Origin of the sequence: Micromonospora taraxaci (genome assembly GCF_007830095.1) — a bacterium.
Taxonomy (GTDB): domain Bacteria; phylum Actinomycetota; class Actinomycetes; order Mycobacteriales; family Micromonosporaceae; genus Micromonospora; species Micromonospora taraxaci.
In genome coordinates this window covers 6,401,864-6,421,276 of sequence record NZ_VIWZ01000001.1, presented here as the reverse complement: position 1 = coordinate 6,421,276, position 19,413 = coordinate 6,401,864, and the positions used below count along the sequence as shown (strand labels likewise).

General features: G+C 71.5%; 21 protein-coding genes. 14 read left to right on the top strand and 7 right to left on the bottom strand.

Annotation, left to right across the window (positions count from 1 at the left end; translation table 11 throughout):
• Positions 1 to 21 precede the first annotated feature (21 nt).
• Entirely contained in the window at positions 22 to 489 is a 468-nt protein-coding gene (locus FHU34_RS29095) for a hypothetical protein (RefSeq protein WP_145785368.1), read from the top strand.
• Between the two features lie 159 nt (positions 490 to 648).
• Here the strand turns inward: FHU34_RS29095 and FHU34_RS29090 are convergent, their stop codons facing one another.
• Complete coding sequence (locus FHU34_RS29090) at positions 649 to 1,656, bottom strand: GlxA family transcriptional regulator (RefSeq protein WP_145785367.1); 1,008 nt, start codon at positions 1,654 to 1,656, stop codon at positions 649 to 651.
• A gap of 1 nt (position 1,657) precedes the next feature.
• Between FHU34_RS29090 and FHU34_RS29085 the strand changes: the two genes are divergently transcribed.
• On the top strand, positions 1,658 to 3,013 hold the full coding sequence (locus FHU34_RS29085) for an MFS transporter (RefSeq protein WP_425280556.1): 1,356 nt from the start codon (positions 1,658 to 1,660) through the stop codon (positions 3,011 to 3,013).
• A 10-nt stretch (positions 3,014 to 3,023) separates the two neighbouring features.
• On the opposite strand, the gene FHU34_RS29080 is transcribed toward FHU34_RS29085, so the two are convergent.
• On the bottom strand, positions 3,024 to 3,725 hold the full coding sequence (locus FHU34_RS29080) for an RICIN domain-containing protein (RefSeq protein WP_145785365.1): 702 nt from the start codon (positions 3,723 to 3,725) through the stop codon (positions 3,024 to 3,026).
• Between the two features lie 59 nt (positions 3,726 to 3,784).
• On the bottom strand, positions 3,785 to 4,255 hold the full coding sequence (locus tag FHU34_RS29075; RefSeq protein ID WP_208745107.1) for an aminoacyl-tRNA deacylase: 471 nt from the start codon (positions 4,253 to 4,255) through the stop codon (positions 3,785 to 3,787).
• Between the two features lie 93 nt (positions 4,256 to 4,348).
• Between FHU34_RS29075 and FHU34_RS29070 the strand changes: the two genes are divergently transcribed.
• From FHU34_RS29070 to FHU34_RS29055, 4 genes are all read left to right on the top strand, one after another.
• On the top strand, positions 4,349 to 5,746 hold the full coding sequence (locus FHU34_RS29070) for an FAD-binding oxidoreductase (protein WP_145785363.1): 1,398 nt from the start codon (positions 4,349 to 4,351) through the stop codon (positions 5,744 to 5,746).
• Positions 5,743 to 7,086 carry a class I SAM-dependent methyltransferase gene (locus FHU34_RS29065; protein WP_145785362.1) on the top strand — a complete coding sequence of 448 codons (1,344 nt, stop codon included), beginning with the start codon at positions 5,743 to 5,745 and terminating at the stop codon, positions 7,084 to 7,086. The genes FHU34_RS29070 and FHU34_RS29065 overlap by 4 nt, the downstream gene beginning before the upstream one ends.
• A gap of 100 nt (positions 7,087 to 7,186) precedes the next feature.
• Complete coding sequence (locus FHU34_RS29060; RefSeq protein ID WP_124820022.1) at positions 7,187 to 7,744, top strand: winged helix-turn-helix domain-containing protein; 558 nt, start codon at positions 7,187 to 7,189, stop codon at positions 7,742 to 7,744.
• Entirely contained in the window at positions 7,737 to 8,606 is an 870-nt protein-coding gene (locus FHU34_RS29055) for an SRPBCC family protein (protein ID WP_145785361.1), read from the top strand. The genes FHU34_RS29060 and FHU34_RS29055 overlap by 8 nt, the downstream gene beginning before the upstream one ends.
• A 113-nt stretch (positions 8,607 to 8,719) precedes the next feature.
• On the opposite strand, the gene FHU34_RS29050 is transcribed toward FHU34_RS29055, so the two are convergent.
• Together FHU34_RS29050 and FHU34_RS29045 are read right to left on the bottom strand one after the other, a co-directional pair.
• The gene (locus tag FHU34_RS29050; protein WP_145785360.1) at positions 8,720 to 9,037 is read right to left on the bottom strand and encodes a helix-turn-helix domain-containing protein; all 318 of its coding nucleotides are present in this window, start codon (positions 9,035 to 9,037) and stop codon (positions 8,720 to 8,722) included.
• Positions 9,034 to 9,396 carry a type II toxin-antitoxin system RelE/ParE family toxin gene (locus FHU34_RS29045; protein ID WP_145785359.1) on the bottom strand — a complete coding sequence of 121 codons (363 nt, stop codon included), beginning with the start codon at positions 9,394 to 9,396 and terminating at the stop codon, positions 9,034 to 9,036. Before FHU34_RS29045 ends, FHU34_RS29050 begins: the two co-directional genes overlap by 4 nt.
• A gap of 66 nt (positions 9,397 to 9,462) precedes the next feature.
• Between FHU34_RS29045 and FHU34_RS29040 the strand changes: the two genes are divergently transcribed.
• From FHU34_RS29040 to FHU34_RS29025, 5 genes are all read left to right on the top strand, one after another.
• Entirely contained in the window at positions 9,463 to 9,741 is a 279-nt protein-coding gene (locus tag FHU34_RS29040; protein ID WP_244311874.1) for a zinc-ribbon domain-containing protein, read from the top strand.
• Between the two features lie 7 nt (positions 9,742 to 9,748).
• Positions 9,749 to 9,925, top strand: a complete 177-nt coding sequence (locus FHU34_RS33155) for a hypothetical protein (RefSeq protein WP_167524920.1) — start codon at positions 9,749 to 9,751, stop codon at positions 9,923 to 9,925.
• 198 nt (positions 9,926 to 10,123) lie between these two features.
• A complete protein-coding gene (locus FHU34_RS29035) occupies positions 10,124 to 12,445 on the top strand; it encodes a putative bifunctional diguanylate cyclase/phosphodiesterase (protein WP_244311873.1) in 2,322 nt (773 codons plus the stop codon).
• Between the two features lie 50 nt (positions 12,446 to 12,495).
• Entirely contained in the window at positions 12,496 to 13,254 is a 759-nt protein-coding gene (locus tag FHU34_RS29030) for a MerR family transcriptional regulator (RefSeq protein ID WP_145785358.1), read from the top strand.
• Between the two features lie 110 nt (positions 13,255 to 13,364).
• Positions 13,365 to 14,138, top strand: coding sequence for a hypothetical protein (locus FHU34_RS29025; RefSeq protein ID WP_167524919.1), 774 nt, complete (start codon positions 13,365 to 13,367; stop codon positions 14,136 to 14,138).
• Positions 14,139 to 14,145: 7 nt separating this feature from the next.
• Here FHU34_RS29025 and FHU34_RS29020 read toward each other — a convergent pair whose 3' ends face one another.
• Positions 14,146 to 15,501: a serine hydrolase gene (locus FHU34_RS29020; RefSeq protein ID WP_145785356.1), complete on the bottom strand. Its 1,356-nt coding sequence runs from the start codon at positions 15,499 to 15,501 to the stop codon at positions 14,146 to 14,148.
• Positions 15,502 to 15,658: 157 nt separating this feature from the next.
• Here FHU34_RS29020 and FHU34_RS29015 point away from each other — a divergent pair, with 157 nt between their 5' ends.
• Positions 15,659 to 15,943 (top strand): putative quinol monooxygenase, encoded by a 285-nt coding sequence (locus tag FHU34_RS29015; RefSeq protein WP_145785355.1) that lies wholly within the window; start codon positions 15,659 to 15,661, stop codon positions 15,941 to 15,943.
• A 22-nt stretch (positions 15,944 to 15,965) separates the two neighbouring features.
• Here FHU34_RS29015 and FHU34_RS29010 read toward each other — a convergent pair whose 3' ends face one another.
• Entirely contained in the window at positions 15,966 to 17,519 is a 1,554-nt protein-coding gene (locus FHU34_RS29010; protein WP_145785354.1) for a gluconokinase, read from the bottom strand.
• Positions 17,520 to 17,688: 169 nt separating this feature from the next.
• Between FHU34_RS29010 and FHU34_RS29005 the strand changes: the two genes are divergently transcribed.
• Both FHU34_RS29005 and FHU34_RS29000 read left to right on the top strand, forming a co-directional pair.
• Positions 17,689 to 18,834 carry a hypothetical protein gene (locus FHU34_RS29005; protein WP_145785353.1) on the top strand — a complete coding sequence of 382 codons (1,146 nt, stop codon included), beginning with the start codon at positions 17,689 to 17,691 and terminating at the stop codon, positions 18,832 to 18,834.
• Positions 18,835 to 18,879: 45 nt separating this feature from the next.
• Positions 18,880 to 19,413: a WapI family immunity protein gene (locus FHU34_RS29000; protein WP_145785352.1), complete on the top strand. Its 534-nt coding sequence runs from the start codon at positions 18,880 to 18,882 to the stop codon at positions 19,411 to 19,413.

Below are 19,413 nucleotides of genomic sequence, written 5' to 3'. Positions count from 1 at the left end.
CAGGGCGGGTTGACTGGGGGAATGGCGGAGAGCGGAGGGTTGCGGCGGGCCTACGGGGCCTTGTTGGCCGAGGTGGATGCTGGCGGGTTCGGTCCGGCACCGGAGGGGCAGCTCAGCGCTGAGCAGATCGTCGCCCACCTGGTCGCCAACGACGAGCTGATGATCCAGGCCACCGAGGCGCTGTTGGCCGGGTCGCCGTTCGCCTACTACGAGCTGGAAGAGGACATCCACCGTCCGCAGCTCGACGCGCTGGCCGCCGAGCAGGGTGGCCTGCGGGGCCTGACCGCCCTGCTGCACACCACCAGTGACCGGCTGTGCGGGCTCGTCGACCAGCTCGGGCTGGCGGCGGAGACCCCGGTCGAGACGCACCTCCGTGAGGGCTTCGACCTCATCGTGGACGAGTCGCTGCCCTGGTCCCGCACCCTGGACCTGCACACCCGGGTCCACCTGCCCAAACACCAGGCCCAACTCCAGATGCTCCGCGCCTGAGCGGCGGTGGCGCTCGCCGGTGGCCGGGCGTGTCGCAGCATCGACCGTCCCGCTCTGTTGAGCGTGATTCCGCTCTGGCATCAAGATGCCGCAGCGGAATCACGCTCGTGGAGGGCCGCGCACCCGTCGGGCCCACGAGGGGACGCGGCAGGGCTCGGATCAGGTTTCGATCAGCTCGGGGCGGCGGTGGAAGGTGCGGCGGTAGGTCGAGGGCGCCACGCCGATGCGTTGGTGGAGTTGCTGGCGCAGGGCGGCGGTGGTGCCGAAACCGGACCGGTGGGCGACCTGGTCGACGGTGAGGTCGGTCGTCTCCAGCAGCAGCCTCGCGTGGTCGGTGCGTTGTTGCAGCAGCCACTGCGCGGGGCTCAGGCCGGTCTCCGACCGGAAACGCCGGGTGAAGGTGCGCACGCTCATCCGCGCCTGCTCGGCCAGGTCGCGGAGGGCGATCGGCTCGTGCAGTCGTTGCCGCGCCCACTCCCGGACGCTCGCGGTGCTGGTGTCGGTGACCTTCGGCACCGGCCGTTCGATGTACTGCGCCTGGCCGCCGTCCCGCCACGGAGGCATCACGCAGCGGCGGGCCGCCCGGTTGGCCACCTCGCTGCCGTGGTCGAGGCGGATGACGTGCAGGCAGAGGTCGATCCCGGCGGCGACCCCGGCCGAGGTGAGCACCGGGCCGTCGGCGATGAAGAGCACACCCGGGTCGAGGTCCACCCGGGGGTGCAGGCGGCGGAACTGCTCGGCGTACGCCCAGTGGGTGGTCGCCCGTCGACCGTCGAGCAGCCCGGCGGCGGCCAGCACGAACGCTCCCGTGCAGATCGACATGATCCGGACCCCGCGCTCGTGCGCCGCGCGCAGCGCCTCGGCCACCTCCGGCTCGAGGGTGCCCATGGTCAACGCGTTGCCGGCGTGGATGCCCGGGACGATCACCGTGTCGGCGGTGTCGAGCAGCTCCAGACCATGGTCGGGGACCACCTGGAAGCCGGCGGTGCTGCGGACCGGTCGCCCACCCGGAGTGCACACCCGCACGTCGTAGAAGTGCGTCTGGTCGGCGGACCGGGCGGTGCTGAAGACCTGCGACGGGGTGCCGAGGTCCAGGCCGACGACCTGGTCCAGGGCGAGTACGGCGATCCGGTGCGGGCTAACGGTCATGGCCCGATTATTGCGCATGATGGCTTTCCGGCCACTCGTCGCTCCGGTGAACCCCGCACAGACTGGTCCGGTGACCAAGAACCGCCGTCTGCATCCCGCCTGGCTGGTCGCCGCCGTCGCCTTCGTGGCGCTGGTCGGCGCGGCCGGCTTCCGTGCCACACCCTCGGTGCTGCTGCACCCCCTGCACGAGGAGTTCGGGTGGCCACTGGCCACGATCTCCGCGGCCGTCTCGGTCAACCTGCTGCTCTACGGGCTGACCGCACCGTTCGCCGCCGCCCTGATGGACCGGTTCGGCATCCGCCGGGTGGTCTCGGTGGCGTTGCTGCTGGTCGCTGCCGGCAGCGGGCTGACCGTCTTCATGAACGCGAGCTGGCAGCTCCTGCTCTGCTGGGGGGTGCTGGTCGGGCTGGGCACCGGCTCGATGGCACTGGCCTTCGTGGCCACCATCACCGGGCGCTGGTTCGTCCACCGCAGGGGCCTGGTCACCGGGGTGCTGACCGCAGGCGGGGCCGCCGGGCAGTTGGTGTTCCTGCCACTGATCGCCATCCTGGTACGCGACCACGGCTGGCGGACGGCGGCGCTCGTCGTGGCCGGAGCAGCGCTCGCGGTCGTACCCCTGGTGGTGTGGTTCCTGCGCGAGCACCCGGCGGATCTCGGTCTGCCCGCCTACGGCGCGACCGCTGTCGTTGCCGCGCCGCCGGCGACCGGCGGCGCGGCCACCCGCGCGCTGGGCGCGTTGGCGACCGCGGCCCGGACCCGGCCGTTCTGGCTGCTGGCCGGCGGGTTCGCGATCTGCGGGGCGACGACCAACGGCCTCGTCGGTACGCACTTCGTGCCGGCCGCGCACGACCACGGCATGCCGCAGACCACGGCGGCCGGGCTGCTCGCCCTGGTGGGGCTCTTCGACATTGTCGGCACCATCGCGTCGGGCTGGCTCACCGACCGGGTGGACAGTCGGCTGCTGCTCGGCTTGTACTACGCGCTCCGCGGGGCGTCCCTGCTCGTGCTGCCGAGCCTGTTCTCCGGCACCGCCCAGCCGAGCATGCTGGTGTTCATCGTCTTCTACGGCCTGGACTGGGTGGCCACCGTGCCGCCGACCGTGGCGTTGTGCCGGGAGTACTTCGGTGGGGCCGGAGCTGTCGTGTTCGGGTGGGTCTTCGCGGCGCACCAGTTCGGCGCGGCGCTCGCCGCGACCGGCGCGGGACTGGTCCGGGACCGGCTCGGCGACTACGCGATGGCCTGGTACGTGGCGGGTGCGCTGTCGATCGGCGCAGCCGGCCTGTCGTTGCTGCTGCGTCGGCGACCAGGTCGGCCGGTGCCGGAGGCCGTGCTCGCCGCCGCGACCGCGCCCAGGGCGTGGAGCTTCCGAGGCTGAGGCCGGGCCGTCAGCTGAGGGTCCACTGCTGGGCCGGTCGGCCGTCGCAGGGCCGCTGCCGGACCTCGTCGCCCGCCTCAATGCCGTCGTCGTCGGCCTGCGCGCACTTGCCGCTGTGCACCGCGACCAGCAGCACCGGACCGGTGCCGGTCGCGGAGAGCCGCCACTGCTGGTTGGCCTCGCCGTGGCAGGGGAACTGCAGGAACTGCGCGCCGTCGTCCCGACTGCCGCCCTCGACGTCCAGGCACTGCCCGTGGGCGGCGTTGGTCAACGTCACCACGTCCGCGCCGATCGGGTTGACCACCCACTGCTGTTCCGGGCCGCCACTGCACGCGGCCAACTGGGCTTCGGCCTCCTTGCCGTCGCCGTCGAGCCCGAGGCAGAGCCCGGAGGCGACCCGGAACACCTTCGGCCCGGTGGGCGGCCCGGCCGGCGTGGTCGGTGCCGGCTCGGTCGGTGCGGTCGGGCTCGGCTCGGCCGCCGGTTCGGTCGGCTCCGCGGCGGTGGAGGGCGTGCCGACCGCCGCCGGGACCGGCTGCTCGGCGTCCCCGTCGAACAGCCCGGTCGCGAAGACCACCCCCAGGAGCGCGCCGACGACCCCGACCGCCACCGCGACCCGCAGCAGCGGGTCGGACAGCGGCCCGGGGCTCGGCGCCGGTCGCCCGCCGTAGACGGTGCCGGCGGGGTCGGGGCGTTCCTGGGGCGCGGACATACGCGCCATCCTCGCCCACGGCGGCGCGCCGGAGCCAGTCCGGCGGCGACGTGCAGCGCTCAGCGGGCGGGCTGCGGGTCGGTGACGTCGGCAACTGTGGCGTCGAGGGCGACGATCGCGGCGTCGGCGTCGACCGCGACGGCGAGGCCACGCTCGCCCGCCCCCAGACTGATCTCCCGGCCGCGCAGCCGCTCGTCGGCGATCACCGGCCAGGCAGTGCTCGCGCCGAACGGGGTGATGGTGCCGCGTTCGTAGCCGGTGGCGGCCCGTGCGCCCGCCGCGTCGGGCATGGAGAGCCGCTGCACCCCGAGCAGCGCGCGCAGCTTGGGCCAGGAGATGACCCGGTCGCCGGGGGTGAGCACGAACAGGTGATCGTCGGCGCCGCGACGGACCACGATGGTCTTCACCACATCGGAGACGGCCACGCCCTGGGCCGCGGCGGCCTCCGCGAGGCTGCGGACCTCACCGTGGCTGACCAGCCGATACGGGAGTCCGGCGGCGTCCAGGGCGGTGATCGCGGGCGATGGCATGCCCGCCACGGTAACCGTCGGGCTCCGTGCCGGACGGGAAACTGCCATCGTCGACATCCCACGGTTTCCGAAACGCGAGCGTAAGGTGATCACATGCGCGCTGAGCGTGTGGATCACCCCATTGACCATGATCAAGCGGTGGACACGCTGCGACGGTCGTACGCCGCGGTGCCCACGGGCGAGCCTGTCCGGCTGGCCAAACGGACCTCCAACCTGTTCCGCCCCCGGTCCGCTCCCCGGACCCCGGGCCTCGACGTGAGTGCCCTGAACGGGGTGCTGTCGGTCGACCCGACCGGCCGTACCGCCGACGTGCAGGGCATGTGCACGTACGAGGACCTGGTCGACGCGACGCTGCCGCACGGGCTGATGCCGCTGGTGGTGCCGCAACTGCGCACCATCACGCTGGGCGGCGCGGTGACCGGCCTCGGGATCGAGTCGACCTCGTTCCGCAACGGCCTGCCGCACGAGTCGGTACGCGAGTTGGACGTGCTCACCGGCACCGGTGAGATCATCACCGCCCGACCCGAAGGGGAGCACGCGGACCTGTTCACCGCGTTCCCCAACTCGCTGGGCAGCCTCGGCTACGCCACCCGGCTGCGCATCGAGCTGCAACCGGTCGGCCGGTACGTGGCGTTGCGCAACGTCCGGTTCACCCAACTGGAGGCGCTCACCGATGCGATAGCGGAGGTGACCGCGACCCGTTCCTGGGCCGGCGAGCCGGTCGACGCGATGGACGGGGTGATGTTCAGCCCCGGCGAGGCGTACCTGGTGTTCGCCACGTTCACCGACGCCGCCGATCCGCCCAGCGACTACACCGGCCAGGCGATCTACTACCGGTCGCTGCGCCAGCGCACCCGTGACGTGCTCACCGCGTACGACTATCTGTGGCGCTGGGACACCGACTGGTTCTGGTGCTCGGCGGCGTTCGGCGCGCAGCACCCGGTCGTACGCCGGTTCTGGCCGGCCCGTTACCGGCGCAGCGACTTCTACCACCGGCTCGTCCGACTCGAACACCGGCACCAGGTGGCGGCCCGGATCGACCGGCTGCGCGGCCAGCCGGCCCGGGAGCGGGTCGTGCAGGACGTGGAGATCCCGCTGAACGAGACGGCGGACTTCCTGCGCTGGTTCGCCAGCACAGTGGGGATGAACCCGGTGTGGCTGTGTCCGTTGCGACTGCGTGAGCCGGCGGGGCCCGGTTCGGCGCGGTCGTGGCCGCTGTATCCACTCCGGCCAGGGCAGGACTACGTCAACATCGGGTTCTGGGGGAGCGTGCCGATCGCGCCGGGCGCCGCCGACGGCGACGTCAACCGCACGATCGAACGCAGGGTGTCGGAGTCGGGCGGGCACAAGTCGCTCTACTCGGACGCGTACTACGACCGGGACGCCTTCGACCGCCTGTACGGCGGCGACACGTGGCGGGCGGTGAAAGACCGCTACGACCCGGACCACCGGCTGACGGGACTGTACGAAAAGGCGGTAGCACGAGCATGAGCCTGACCGACAGAGATCAAGGGGCGGCGAGCGTTCCCGCCACCCCGCCGGCGGGGGGCCGGCACACGGGTCCGACCGTCGCGGACGTCGTCCGCGCGGTCACCACGGGACCACTGCCGGTGCGGATCACCGGGTACGACGGCAGCGCCGTCGGCCCGTCCGACGCCGGCATCACCCTGGCGATCCGTTCCGAGCGTGGCCTGTCGTACCTGCTCACCGCCCCTGGCGACCTGGGCATGGCCCGGGCCTACGTCAGTGGCGACCTGGCGTTGCAGGGGGTGCACCCGGGCGACCCGTACGAGGCGTTGCGGGTGCTCAAGGACGAGCTGCGGTTGCGCCCACCGTCGCTGGCCGAGGGGCTGGCGCTGGTCCGTGGGCTGGGCTGGGAGCGGCTGATGCCGCCGCCGGCACCGCCGCAGGAGGCGCTGCCACGGTGGAAGCGGGTGGTGAACGGGCTCCGGCACTCCCGGGTCCGGGACAGCACCGCGATCTCGCACCACTACGACGTCTCCAACGCCTTCTACGAGAAGGTGCTCGGCCCGTCGATGACGTACACCTGCGCGGTTTTCCGTTCTCCGGACGACACGCTGGAGCAGGCCCAGGCGGCGAAGTACGACCTGGTCGCCGGCAAGCTGGCGCTGAAGAAGGGGATGCGGCTGCTGGATGTGGGCTGCGGCTGGGGTGGCATGGTGCGGCACGCCGCGCGCGAGTACGGCGTCAAGGCGCTCGGGGTGACCCTGTCGAAGGCGCAGGCGCAGTGGGCGCAGGCGGCGATCGAGCGGGAGGGGTTGACCGGGCTGGCCGAGGTGCGGCACATGGACTACCGGGACGCGCCGGCGGAGCAGTTCGACGCCGTCTCGTCGATCGGGTTGACCGAGCACATCGGGGTGCGCAACTACCCGACCTACTTCGGGGCGCTGCGCAGTCGGCTGCGGCAGGGTGGGCGTCTGCTCAACCACTGCATCACCCGCGCGGACAATCGGGCGCCGCACCGCTCCGGCGCGTTCATCGACAGGTACGTCTTCCCGGACGGCGAGTTGGCCGGCCCGGGTCGGCTGATCAGCGAGATCCACGACGCCGGGTTCGAGGTACACCACGAGGAGAACCTGCGCCAGCACTACGCGCTGACGCTCGCCGCCTGGTGTCGCAACCTGGTCGAGCACTGGGACTTCTGCGTGTCCGAGGTGGGCGCGGGCACCGCTCGGGTGTGGGGGCTGTACATGGCGGGGTCGCGGATGGCGTTCGAGCGCAACGGCATCCAGCTGCACCAGGTGCTGGCCACGCACAACGGCCCGGACGGGGTGAACGGCTACCCGCTGCGACCCGACTGGTTGCCCTGACCATCCGCTGAGTGTCGCGGGAAGCCGCGTCGAGAACGTCGGCGCGGCTTTTCGCGAACCGATTGACAAACAAGTTTTGTACGTACAAACTGATTTTGCCATGAGAGACGTCCTGTACCTGGAGCAGATCGAGCAGGCCGAAGTCCTGCTCAAGCCGCAACGCGTCGAGGTGCTGCGGCAACTGGCCGAACCGCGCACCTGCACCGAGGTCGCGGCCCGACTCGACCAGACGCCGCAGCGCGTCTACTACCACGTCAAGCAGCTCGTCGCGGCCGGCCTCGTCGAGCTGGTCAACGAACGCAAGGTCCGCGGCATCACCGAGGGCATCTACCAGGCCGCCGCCCGGTCCTACTGGCTGTCCCCACGGCTCGTCGGCCGGATCGGCCTACGCCGGGCCCGCGACGAGCTGAGCCTGGGCTACCTGCTCGACCTGATGGAGGAGGTCCAGGCCGACATCGCCGGCCTGGACCGCGCGGCACCCGAGCTGCCCTCGATCGGGGTCTCCGGCGAGATCCGGGTGCCGGCCGAGCAGCGCCAACAGTTCCTGCACGACCTGCAAACCGCACTTCAGGAGTTGTTCACCCGCTACGGCGGCAGCGAAGGAGATGCCTTCAAGCTGGCCGTCGCCTGCTATCCGAAAGGGAACGACAATGAGTGAGCCGATGAAGGTTCAGGCCCGTCTCTCCGCGCCGGTCGGGCGCGTCCGCCAAGCCCTGACCGACCCGGCAGAGCTGCGTCTCTGGCTGGCCGAGCACGCCGAGGTCGAGCTGCCTCAGCGGTACGAGTTCTGGGGCCGCTACACGCCCGAGGGTGACGCCCCGCATCAGCGACTGCTGCACGCCGACGACGACACGCTGCGCTTCGGCTGGCTGCTCGACGGGGTGGAGACCACCACCGAGTTCCAGTTGACCGCCGAGGGCACCGACAGCACAGTGCTGACGCTGATCCAGAGCCACTTCGACTTCGCCGAGGCGATGAGCGGCTCCAGCATCCGGGGCGTGCTCCAGACGTACTGGGCGCTGTCCATCGCCAACCTGGCCGCCCACGTGGAGGGCAAGCCACTGCTGCCCCGCACCGACTTCACCTCCGCCGACCTGCGGGGCGAGCTGGTCATCGCCGCCCCCGCCGACAAGGTGTGGGAGTCGCTGACCGACTCCGAGCAGGCCAGCGCCTGGTTCGGCTACCCGATCGGCATCGAGCCCTGGGTCGGCGGCCGGTACGCCATGGGCGGCTTCGAGACCGGCTACGCGGCCAAGGTCGTCGACCTGGAGCCCGGTCGCCGGATGTCCGTCGACTGGGGGCCGACCGGCGTGACGAGCTGGGAGCTGGCCGAGTCCGGTGGCCGGACCACGCTGACCTTCGTGCAGAGCGGCTTCGACGAGGCCAACCCCCCGTACGGGGCCTGGAGCGGCTCGGTTGCCGGGCTGTTTGAGCTGCGCCGCTTCCACGAGGTGCCGAACTGGCAGCCGATCTGGCTCTCCGAGGAGATCCCCGGCCTGGAGCCCCAGCCAACCAGCTGAGCCGCCCCGCGCTGCTTGATCGTGCTCGATCAGGGATCCAGTGGCCTCGTTGGCTTCGCGAGGGCACTACATCCTGGATCGAGCACGATCATGCGTTGGGCGACTGGGCGGGCTCAGGCGATGGCGGCGATGTCGCCGTCGTCGAAGTAGATCGCCTGGTGTAGCCGGCCACCGAGGGCGACGGCGTAGCGAGCGACCACCTCCTGGCCGGAAATCCGGCCCTGCTCGATCTGGGAGATCCGACCCTTGGTCACGCCCATCCGGTCGGCGATCTGTTGCTGGGTGAAGCCGCGGGAGCGTCGTACCTCCGCGAGGCGGTGCCCGACAACCTGTGCGAGCAACTCCTGCTTGCCCTCTTCGACAGCCGCCTCGCCGCCAGCGCGCTGCACGTACTCCGCCCGGATGTCTGACCACCGCACGTGACCACTCACCGCCGTCCCCCCTCCTGCTGTGCACGTTCCTTCAAGTAGATCTCGTACCGTTGTTCGGCTAACGGGATGGCCTGTCGGTACCAACTCGTCCACTGGCCCGCCTTGTCGCCGGCGATCAGCAGAATGCTTGCGCGCCACGGGTCGAAGACGAAGAGGATGCGGACCGTGCCGGGACGCAACTCTTTCAGGTTCGCGATCGACGACCCACTGATCGTGTCGACGAGGGGGCGTCCCAGCCCGGGCCCGGCTTCGGCGAGCGCGTCGATCGCCTGCACGACCCGGGCAAGGGTCGCCTGGTCGAGGCTGTCGATCCAGGCGCGGACCTCATCGACGACGAAGACGTCCCACTCCTCCTGCACGGGAGGTAGTATACCGTTCGCTATACCCCCATGGGGCTTGCCGGACCTTCCGGTTCTGATCCACCGGTGGGATCTGGTGACTTTTCGCTGTTGAGTGGGTACTGGCGGGCGATGTTCTTCATCTTTGGTCTGCGTACCAAGGTCGACCGGTCCGGTGTCGTGCAGCAGGTGTGCCGACACTGCGGCAACCATGCCGCGCAGGTGATCACCCGACGGGCGACGAAATTTACTCTCTTCTTCATTCCGCTCATCCCCATCCGCACCCGGTACGCGCAGCAGTGCACGTTCTGCGGGGCGGAGTACGAGATCGCCAAGGCCGATGCCCAGCGCCTCCCGGTCGGCTGATCCGTCGATGGAACGCTTCCTCTGCTGGCTGATCGGTCGACCGACGCCCCCGGTCGACGTGGCGGTGCACACTGTGGCCCGTCCGCCCTGCACCCCCGGCCGGCGCAAACGCCGTCGGGCACGTCGCCCTCTGGCCGGCACCACACTGCCCCGCTCACCGTGGAACCGCTCCGCCGGCCGTTGACCGAGGAACACCGGCCGCTGACCGAGGAGCACCGACGTCCGTCGCATGTGGCCGGAGGGTTGCCGCACCTTTGGTCACCGACAGGCCTGCCGTTCGGCCCTGGCGGGGCATCCGACCGCTGACTAGGCTTTGCGAGGTTTGCCGGGACCGGTCCTCAGCGTCGAGGGTGCACCACGAGAGAGAGCCGAAGCGTTCGCCGTGTCACCGCAGGACGTGAGCCAGGCCGTCGTGGTGTCGACCGCGTCGGCACCGCCCGCGCGTCCCGACCCCGCTGACCGGCGCGCGTCGACAAGCCCCTGGGCGGGCCGTCTCGGTCTGCTGGTCGCCGGCACGGTCCTGGTCGTGGAGGCAGCCTGGCTGGTCGCCGCCCTGCCCGCAGCCGCGCTGGTCAGTGACATCGGCGCGCTGCTGGTCGCCGGTTGGGCGACGCTCGCGTGCATCGGGGTGGCCCGTCGGCATCCTGCGCCGCTGCGCAGGTTCTGGGCTCTGCTCGCCGTCACCATGGCGCTCGCCGCTGTGGGCCGGGCGATCTGGACGGTGCAGCGGCTCGTCGGCGGCGACCTGCCGCACACGCCGGTGGTCGGGGTGGTCTTCACCGCCGGCATCCTCACCGGTACGGCCGCGCTGCTCAGCTCACCGTCGGCGCCCCGCTCGGCGGTGGGGCGGGCCCGCACCCTGCTGGACGGGATCATCGTCGCACTGGCCCTGGTGCCGATCGCCTGGGTGCTGGTCTACCGCGGGGTGGCCGCCGCCGAGCTGGCCGACACGGCGCGCACGTTGGGGCTGCTCTACCCGATGTTCGACCTGATGCAGCTCACCATCCTGGTCGCGGTGTCCGGCCCGGCCCGGCCGATGTGGCAGCCGATGAGCCTGCTCGCGGGGAGCCTCACCCTGCGGGTCGTCGCCGACGTCGTCTACGTGTCGCTGGTCGCCCGCGCCGACTACGCCGCCGGTCACCCGATCGACCTGTGCTGGCCGCTGAGCTACCTGCTGATCGGCCTGGCCACCCGCAAGCCGCCGCCGCCGGACTGCGACGGCACCGACGACACCGCCGAGTCACCACTGCCGCCCTGGTGGCGCGGAGCGTTGCCGTACCTGCCGGTGGGCGGGGCGATCATTGCGGTGGTGCTGGCCCGTCGGCCCACCGGGCAGACCCCGCAGCTGGTGTTCGTGACCATGATGGTGCTGCTGGCCGCCCTCGCCGTACGGCAGGGGTTGGCCGCCAACGAGAACCTGCGGCTGGTGGCCCGGCTGCGCCGACTCGCGTACGGCGACCAGCTCACCGGGCTGCCCAACCGGCTGCTGTTCAACAGGCGGCTGCGCCTGGCCCTGCGCGACGACCGGCCGGTGGCCGTGCTGCTGCTCGACCTGGACGGGTTCAAGCAGGTCAACGACCGGTTCGGGCACGCCACCGGGGACACCCTGCTGACCGGGTTGGCGGCCCGGATGCGGGCTGCCGTGGACGGCGACGGGACGATCGCCCGGCTGGGCGGAGACGAGTTCGCCGTGCTGGTCGACGGCGACGGTCCCGTCTCACCGGAGCGGCTCGCCGAACGGCTGCTGGACGCGCTGCGGCCCTCCGACGACGAGGAGGACGTCGGGGTGCACCCGTCCGCGAGCATCGGCATCGCGGAGTTCGGTCCGCAGCACGCCTCCCACACCGACCTGCTGCGCGACGCCGACATCGCCATGTACGCGGCGAAGGCGGCCGGGAAGTCCGCGTACCGGACGTGCACCCCGGCGCTGCGCGAGTCGGCGGTGTCCCGCGCCGAGCTGATCGCGGACCTGCGTCGGGCGGTGGACGAGGACCAGCTGCACCTGGAGTTCCAACCGATCGTGGACCTGGGCACCGGCGCGGTCCGCAGCGCCGAGGCGTTGGTGCGGTGGCGGCATCCTCGCCTGGGGATGCTGCCGCCGGCGAAGTTCCTGCCGTTGGCCGAGGAGACCGGGCTGATCCTGCCGATCGACAGGTGGGTGATCCACGAGGCGTGCCGGGCTGCCGCTACCTGGCGGGGCCGTGCGCCGGAGGCGACCGTCGCGGTGAACATCGCGGCGGCGCACCTGCGTCGCCCGGATCTGATCGCCACTGTCACCTCGGCGGTCAGCGCCGCCGGGCTGGCTCCGCGGGCGTTGACCCTGGAGTTGACCGAGTCGGCGTTGATCGAGGGCACCGAGACGGTGTTGGAGCGGCTGCACCAGCTCCGCGAGCTGGGCATCAAGATCGCCATCGACGACTTCGGCACCGGCTACTCGTCGCTGAGCTACCTGCACCGGATTCCGGCCACCGAGCTGAAGATCGACCGTTCGTTCGTGGCCCGCCTGGGGTCGGACGACCGCGCGTACGCCACGGTGGAGATGGTGACCCGACTGGCCGGCGCGTTCGACCTTGCGGTGGTCGCCGAGGGGGTGGAGACCGAACGCCAGCACGAGGCGGTCGCCGCGATCGGCTGCCCGCGCGGTCAGGGCTATCTGTACGGGCGGCCGGACGGCCCCGCGATGGTGGGTCAGAATCGGGCTTGACCCTGACGTAGCGGCAGGCGGCAGCCTGGTTCCCGGAAGGGAGGGGAACCATGGCGTACACGGTGGGTCAGGTGGCGAAGCTGGCCGGCGTGACGGTCCGGACGTTGCACCACTACGACGAGGTGGGGCTGCTCTCGCCGAGCGGGCGGACCTCGGCCGGTTACCGCCGCTACGACGACGCGGACCTGCAACGGCTGCAACTCGTCCTGTACTACCGGGAGCTGGGTTTCCCGCTTGAGGAGATCACCGCGATCATCGACGACCCGGCGGCCGACCCGGCCGCGCACCTGCGCCGGCAGCACGAGCTGCTGACGGTACGGATCAAACGGTTGCAGGAGATGGTCACGGCGATCGAGTTCGCGATGGAGGCGAGCAAGTTGAACATCCAACTCACTCCCGAGGAGCGGTTCGAGGTCTTCGGTGACTTCACGCCGGAGGAGCACGAGGCCGAGGCGGAGCAACGCTGGGGCGACACCGACGCGTACCGGGAGTCGAACCGGCGGGCCTCGCGCTACACCAAGGAAGACTGGCTGCGGATCAAGGCGGAGAACGAGGACTGGGGCCGGCGGATCGTCGCGCTGATGGCCTCGGGCGCGCCAGCCGACAGCGCCGAGGCGATGGAGTTGGCCGAGGAGCACCGGCAGCTCATCAGCCGCTGGTTCTACGAGTGCTCGTACGAGATCCACACCGGGCTGGCCGACATGTACCTGGCCGACGAGCGGTTCACCGCACACTACGAGACCATCGCCCCGGGGTTGGCCGCGTACCTGAACGAGGCGATCCACGCCAACGCGATCAGCCGCGCCTGATCGGCCGGGAGGCCGACCCGGAGCACAGTCGGCCGGGAGGCCGACCCGGCGCACAGCGGAGGGCGGTCCGGCTAGTCTGGCCGGACCGCACCGCCCCGGGGGAGATGACAGTGCAGAAGCCGAAGCTGATCGCCGCTGGTGTCATTCTCGCGGTGGCTGTCGCCGCCGGGGTGTGGGCACTCGTGGCCACCGGGGATGAGCCCGACGCGGGTCGCCCGGTGGCGTCGGCGGCGCCGACCGACCCGGTCGGTGTGCTCAAGGCCGCCGCCGGGAAGGTCGACCAGCAGACCTACAAGCTGACGTTGAGCAGCGGCGGGACGACGGGCGGGGACGGCACTGTGGTGCTCTGGGACCCGAAGGCGCAGCGTGGTCTGGAGACCACCTCCCTGAAGGTGCCCACCGGCGAGGTGAAGATCGAACGGCTCACCACCGGGCCGGACGTCTACGTGCGGGTCAGCGCCCCGGACCGGCGTGTTCCGGTGTGGGACGGCAAGACCTGGTGGCATGTCGGCGCTCCGGGTTCACCCCCCGCCAAGCAGGGCCTGGACAACACCAGGCTGGCCGGCACGCTCAGCACGGCGACCGCCGTGCAGCAGACCGCCACGCGGGAGTACGCCGGGACTCTGGACCTGCGCGAGAGCAGCGCGGTGCTGGGCAGCGGGGTCGGCAATGTGCTCGGTGACCGGGCCGGGGCGGTGCCGTTCACCGCTGCGGTCGACGAGCAGGGGCGCCTGGTCCGCTACCGCATCGAGTTGGCCAGCAAGGAGTCGCAGACCGCCCAGCTCGACCTGACGTACTCGGACTTCGGGCTGGCGGTGTCGGCGGACCCGCCGGCGGCCGACCTGGTCGGCGAGGATCCGCCGGCGAACATCCCCGGCGCCTGACGCCGGGTCACTCCTCGACCGCCCCGTCGACGGGGGTGACCAGGAAGTCGTAGACGGTTCGGGCCATCCGGCGGACGGTCTCGTCGCCGGTGGCCATCGGCCCGGCGGTGAGGAACGCGACGGCGGTCTCGGTGCCGGGGATCAGGTAGTAGCCGACGTCGTGGGAGGCGTCCGGCAGGTCACCGGTCTTGTGGGCCACCGGCACCCCGGGTGGCAACGCGGCCGGGATCTTGGTGTTCAGGGTCTGTTCCCGCATGAACCCGATCATCAGGTCGCGGGAGGCGGGGGTGAGGATCTCGCCGTCCCAGACCGCGCCGAGCAGGGACACCACGTCGTCCGGGCTGGTGTAGTTCTCCTCGCCGCGCTGGGCGGCCGCGCTGTCGAGCATCCGGCGGGCCAGGATGGTGGACCGCTGGTTCATCGAGTCGATCAGCGCGTTGACCGGGGCGAACCCGCCCAGGTAGGTGATCAGCACGTTCGCGGCGACGTTGTCGCTGTATTTGATCAGATACTGGGCGAGCCGGTGCAGGGTCACCACCTGCGGAAACGTCTCGAACTGCAACTGGCCGGTGCCGCCCACGATGTCCTCCGGGGTGACCAGCACCCCGTCGTCGAGGGAGACCTGTCCACAGTCGACCCGGCGGAGCAGCTCGACAAGAATCCACAGCTTGATCACGCTGGCGGCCTTGGGCCGGAGCGAGCCGTTGACGGCGATCTGCTGGTCGCCGTACCGACCGGACAGGTCCCGGACGGTGACTCCGGAAGGGTTGAGGCTCGCGTCCGCGACCACCCGGGCGAGCTGCCCGCTGAGCGGGAACAGCCGGGCTCCCGCGACCGGGTCGGTGGGCGGCTGCGGGCTGGTGACCACCACACCGGTCAACTCCACCGGCGGGCGGTGCCGGCCGATCACCTCAAGGGTGCCCTCGCTGCGCCCGACCAGCGGCACCCGGTACCGGTAGGCGACGCCTCCGACCACCACCGCACCGCTGGCCACCCCGGCGGCGACCCGCATGTTCGGGTCGGCGACCCGGCCGGTGTCGCTGTCGCAGGCGCGGTAGCGCACCGTGTGCCCGAGCGAGTCCACAGCGAACACCCCGCCGGGAAACGACAACCAGGACACCTCGCTGGTCGGTGCCCGCTCCGGCGTCGGGTCCAGGCCGGGCTCGTGGCCCTCGCTGTCCCCGTACCCCGGCTCGGTCTGCTGCGCCGGGTCCGCGATGGGCCCGTGGTCCGGGCCGTCCGCGGTGGCCGGCCCGGTCGTCGCGACCACGGCGAGCGCGACCGCCGCCGCCAGCCCTTTCAGGGGTACGCGGACAGAGCCCAGCAGCAGGGAGGATGAGCGCCTCTTGTCGCTTTTTCTCACGTTTGCACGATATGAAACGTCGGATGCGCTTGAGGTCTCCGGGACTGGTGTCACCCGACCGGGCGGCGATGCGCCCAGGAGCGACACACCTCAGAGGTATAGATATAACTCTGCGGAATCAGCCGCATCAGGAGACCCAACCTCAAGGGGAGCGGCCATGTTGATCATCGCAGGCAGTCTGCACGTTGAACCTGACGCGCGCGACGGCTACCTCGCGGAAAGCGCCCAGGTCATCGCGCAGGCGCGCGCCACCGCCGGCTGCCTCGACTTCCTGCTCGCCGCCGACCCGCTCGACCCGGGCCGGATCCACATCTACGAACGCTGGGAGTCCCCGGAGCAGCTGGCCGCGTTCCGCGGCTCCGGGCCGAGTGACCAGCAGGAAGCGGAGATCCTCGACGCTGACGTGCAGCGCTACCTGATCTCCGGCGTCGAGGCACCCTGACCGGGTCGCCGCCGCCGAACTGTCACCTCGGCTTTCCGTCCGACGGCTCGGTCTCGGCGGGCAGGCCGGGCGCCATCCGGCGGAGCGAGGTGAAGGCGGGCACCAGGGCGTCGTACAGCTCGGCGAAGAGCGGCAGCAACCCCGCGTAGGTGGCGGCGGCGGCCGGGTCGGGGCGGATAGTCTCCTCGATCCGCACCAGGTCGGCGGCGACGTCGATGCTGGGGATCAGCCCGAGCGCCTCCATGCCGAGCAGCGCCGCCCCGAAGCTCGACCCCTCGTGCGCCGCCGGGAAGCTCACCGGCATGCCGAGCACGTCGGCGAGCATCTGCCGCCACAGGCCGCTGCGGGCGAACCCACCACCGGCCCGGATCTCCCGGACCTCGTTGCCGGCGGCCCGCACCGAGCTGAGCACCAACGCGAGCTGCTGGCAGACCCCCTCCAGGGCAGCTCGGATCAGATGCTCACGGCGGTGCCCGTGGGTCAGCCCCACGTACGCCCCGCGCGGCAGGGCGCTCCAGTGTGGTGCCCGTTCGCTGTGCAGGTACGGCAGCATGAGGAGCCCGCCCGAACCGGCCGGCGCGCGGGCGGCGAGGGCCACCAGGTCCTCCTCGGAGTGCTCGCCCAGATCCGGGGCGAGCGCCGCACCAGCCCACTTGAGCACGATGCCGCCGTTGTTGATGGCACCCCCGACCGCCCAGCGTTGCTCGGTCAGCGCGTAGCAGAACACCCCACCGAGCGGGTCCACACCGGGCCGCTCGACCATCACCCGCATCGCGCCGCTGGTGCCGATCGAGCACGCCACCATGCCGGGGTGCACAGCGCCCAGACCGAGGTTCGCCAGCGGCCCGTCACCGGCGCCGACCACCACCGGGGTGCGCTGCGGCAGGCCGGTCTCGGAAGCGGCCTGGGGCGTGAGGTTGGGCAGCACGGCGGTGGTGGCGACCAGTCGGGGGAGTTTGTCAGCGGTGATGCCGGCGATGCTCAGCGCCTCGCTGTCCCACTCCAACCTGTGGATGTCCAGAAGGCCGGTGGCCGACGCGATCGAATGGTCGGTGACCAGCGTGCCGCAGAGTTGCAGCAGCACCCAGTCCTTGATGCCCACCCAGTGCGTGACCTTCTCGAACAGCTTCGGCTCCTGCTCGGCGAACCAGAGGAGCTTGGGCAGCGGAGACATCGGGTGCATGGGCGTGCCGGTGCGCCGGTGCAGGGCCAGCCCGGACGGCACCGCCCGCAACCGCTCGGCCTGCCGCGTTGACCGTGAGTCGGCCCAGGTCACCGACGGGGTGAGCGGGTTGCCGTCCGAATCCAGCCCGATCAGGCTGTGCATGGCCGAGCTGAACGACAGCCCGGCCACCGGCTGGACCAGCTCCGCCACGACGATGCTGATCGACCTGAGCACCGCGTCGAGGATGAGTCGCGGGTCCTGCTCGGCGTAGCCGGGTTGCGGGTTGTCCAGCGGGTAGCCGAGCGAGTGGCTGCCCAACTGCTTCCCGTCGGTGTCGTACGCGACGGCCTTGGTGCTGGTGGTGCCGATGTCGACCCCGATCACGACCCCGGGCACGGTGACTGGCGGCACGACCGTCACCCCCTCGGAAAACGTGAACGCCGGCACCAGTATCGCCCTATCGTGCGGGATGCTCCGCCGATCGGGTATTTTGCCCGTTTCGGCGTGTCCGAGCGCCACGCCGCTCCGGTTAGACCTCGTGACAACCCAGATTGGTGGTCTGCGCGGCGAAGGAGTCGGCGTGGCAAAAACTGATTCGACGGGTTCCACATGGCGGTACCGGTGGGCGCACCGGCAGAACGTGCGGCGGGTCAGCACGTACCGCGGTGCCGAGGCGGCGTGGCGGCGACGTGCCGACGAGCTACGGCGACTACGCGCCCTGGCCGCCGACTTCCAGGGCTCGGCAGCGGCCGGTGCCGGCCTGCCCCTGGAGTTGGCCGCCGACGAGGTGGTGCTCTGGGTGCTGCCGGCCGCGCAACTGATCGAGGTGCGCCACACCACGGTCCTTCCCGCGCCGGACCTCACGATCGCCCGACCGGCCGGGCCGTTGCGCCCACGCCGCCCCGACGGCGTACGCGTCACCGACGCCGGCATGGCCGTGATCACCAGCCGTCGACTGGTGCTGCTCGGCGGACGCGGCCGGCGCGACTGGGCGTACGGCCGAATGACCGGCCTGGCCCACGACCCGGCGGCCCCGGTCACAGTGATCCAGGTACTCGACCGGCGGCACACCTCCGGGTTGCTGTTGCCCGTCGACGCCGCGGCGGACTTCCGGTTCAAGCTGACCCTGGCCTTCGCCGACGCGATCGAACAACGCGCGGCGGTGCTCGCCCAGCTCGACGAGCTGATCGCCGAGCACGCCCAGCTCAAGCCGTTCCGCCCGGCGGCGGCCACGCCCGGGCAGGCCCGGCTGTCGTCGTTCGTGCCCGGCGGCCGGCGGACCCTCGCGGTGGCGGCGGCCATCGCGTTGCTGGTGCCGGCGGCGCTGATCGAGTCGGACCCGTCCGACCCGGCGGAGGTGGCCGTCGCCGCCACCCCGGCGCCCACCGCCAGCGTGACGCCCTCGCCGGGCCGCCCGGCCACTCCGGAGCTTGCGCTCAAGCCCCCGTCGCCGAAGCCGACGAAGGCACCCCGCCCGTCGCCCAGCACGACCCCCCGGGGACCGCGCTGCGGGGCACCGGAAAACCCGCTGGGGTACGACTTCTGCGGCGGTACGCGGATCCGCAAGCCGGCAGCCGAGGTGTGCGACTGGTTCGACTGCGTACCGGAGTTCTGGGCCGGTCGGGGTTACCTGGTGCAGTGCCGCGACGGGTCGGTCAGCCTGGCCGGCGGTCGGCCCAAGGCCTGCGCGGACCACCAGGGCGTGCGGCGGACCGTCACTAAATGACCTATTTGTCATCCGGAATCCTCTTCGGTCGGCCAGAATGATCGAGTGGAGATCCGGTCTGACGATGGTGCCCGGGTGCGGATACGCCCCGTCGGCTACCAGCCCGGCATCGACCCACCCGACGACCCCGACGGGGTCGCACCCGGCTGGCACGACTGGCTGCTCATCGAGGTGGACGCCCGCACCGCCGACGGTCAGACCTGGTCGCACCACTACCCGAGCCTGATGGTCGAGGAGGCCCGCGCGCTCGGCGGTTGGCTACACGGCCAGGCCACCGCCGCCCTCGGGCTGAGCGCGCCACCGGCGCTGGTCCGCTTCACCGAACCCAACCTGGCCCTCCGCACCCGCGTGCTCCGTCGCCGCCGGCTGGAACTGATAGTGGAGTTCTCCGCCGAGTCACTGCCACCGTGGATGCGCCGCCCGACCACCGCGATCTACCCGCTGGTCCTCACCGTCTCCGCGGACGCCCTCGCCACCGCCGCCGAGCACTGGGCCGAGCACTGCGAGGCGTACCCACCGAGGGCCCAGTCGCGGTTCCCGACCCGCGACCCGATGACCGACCGCCGCCGCGCCGGCTGA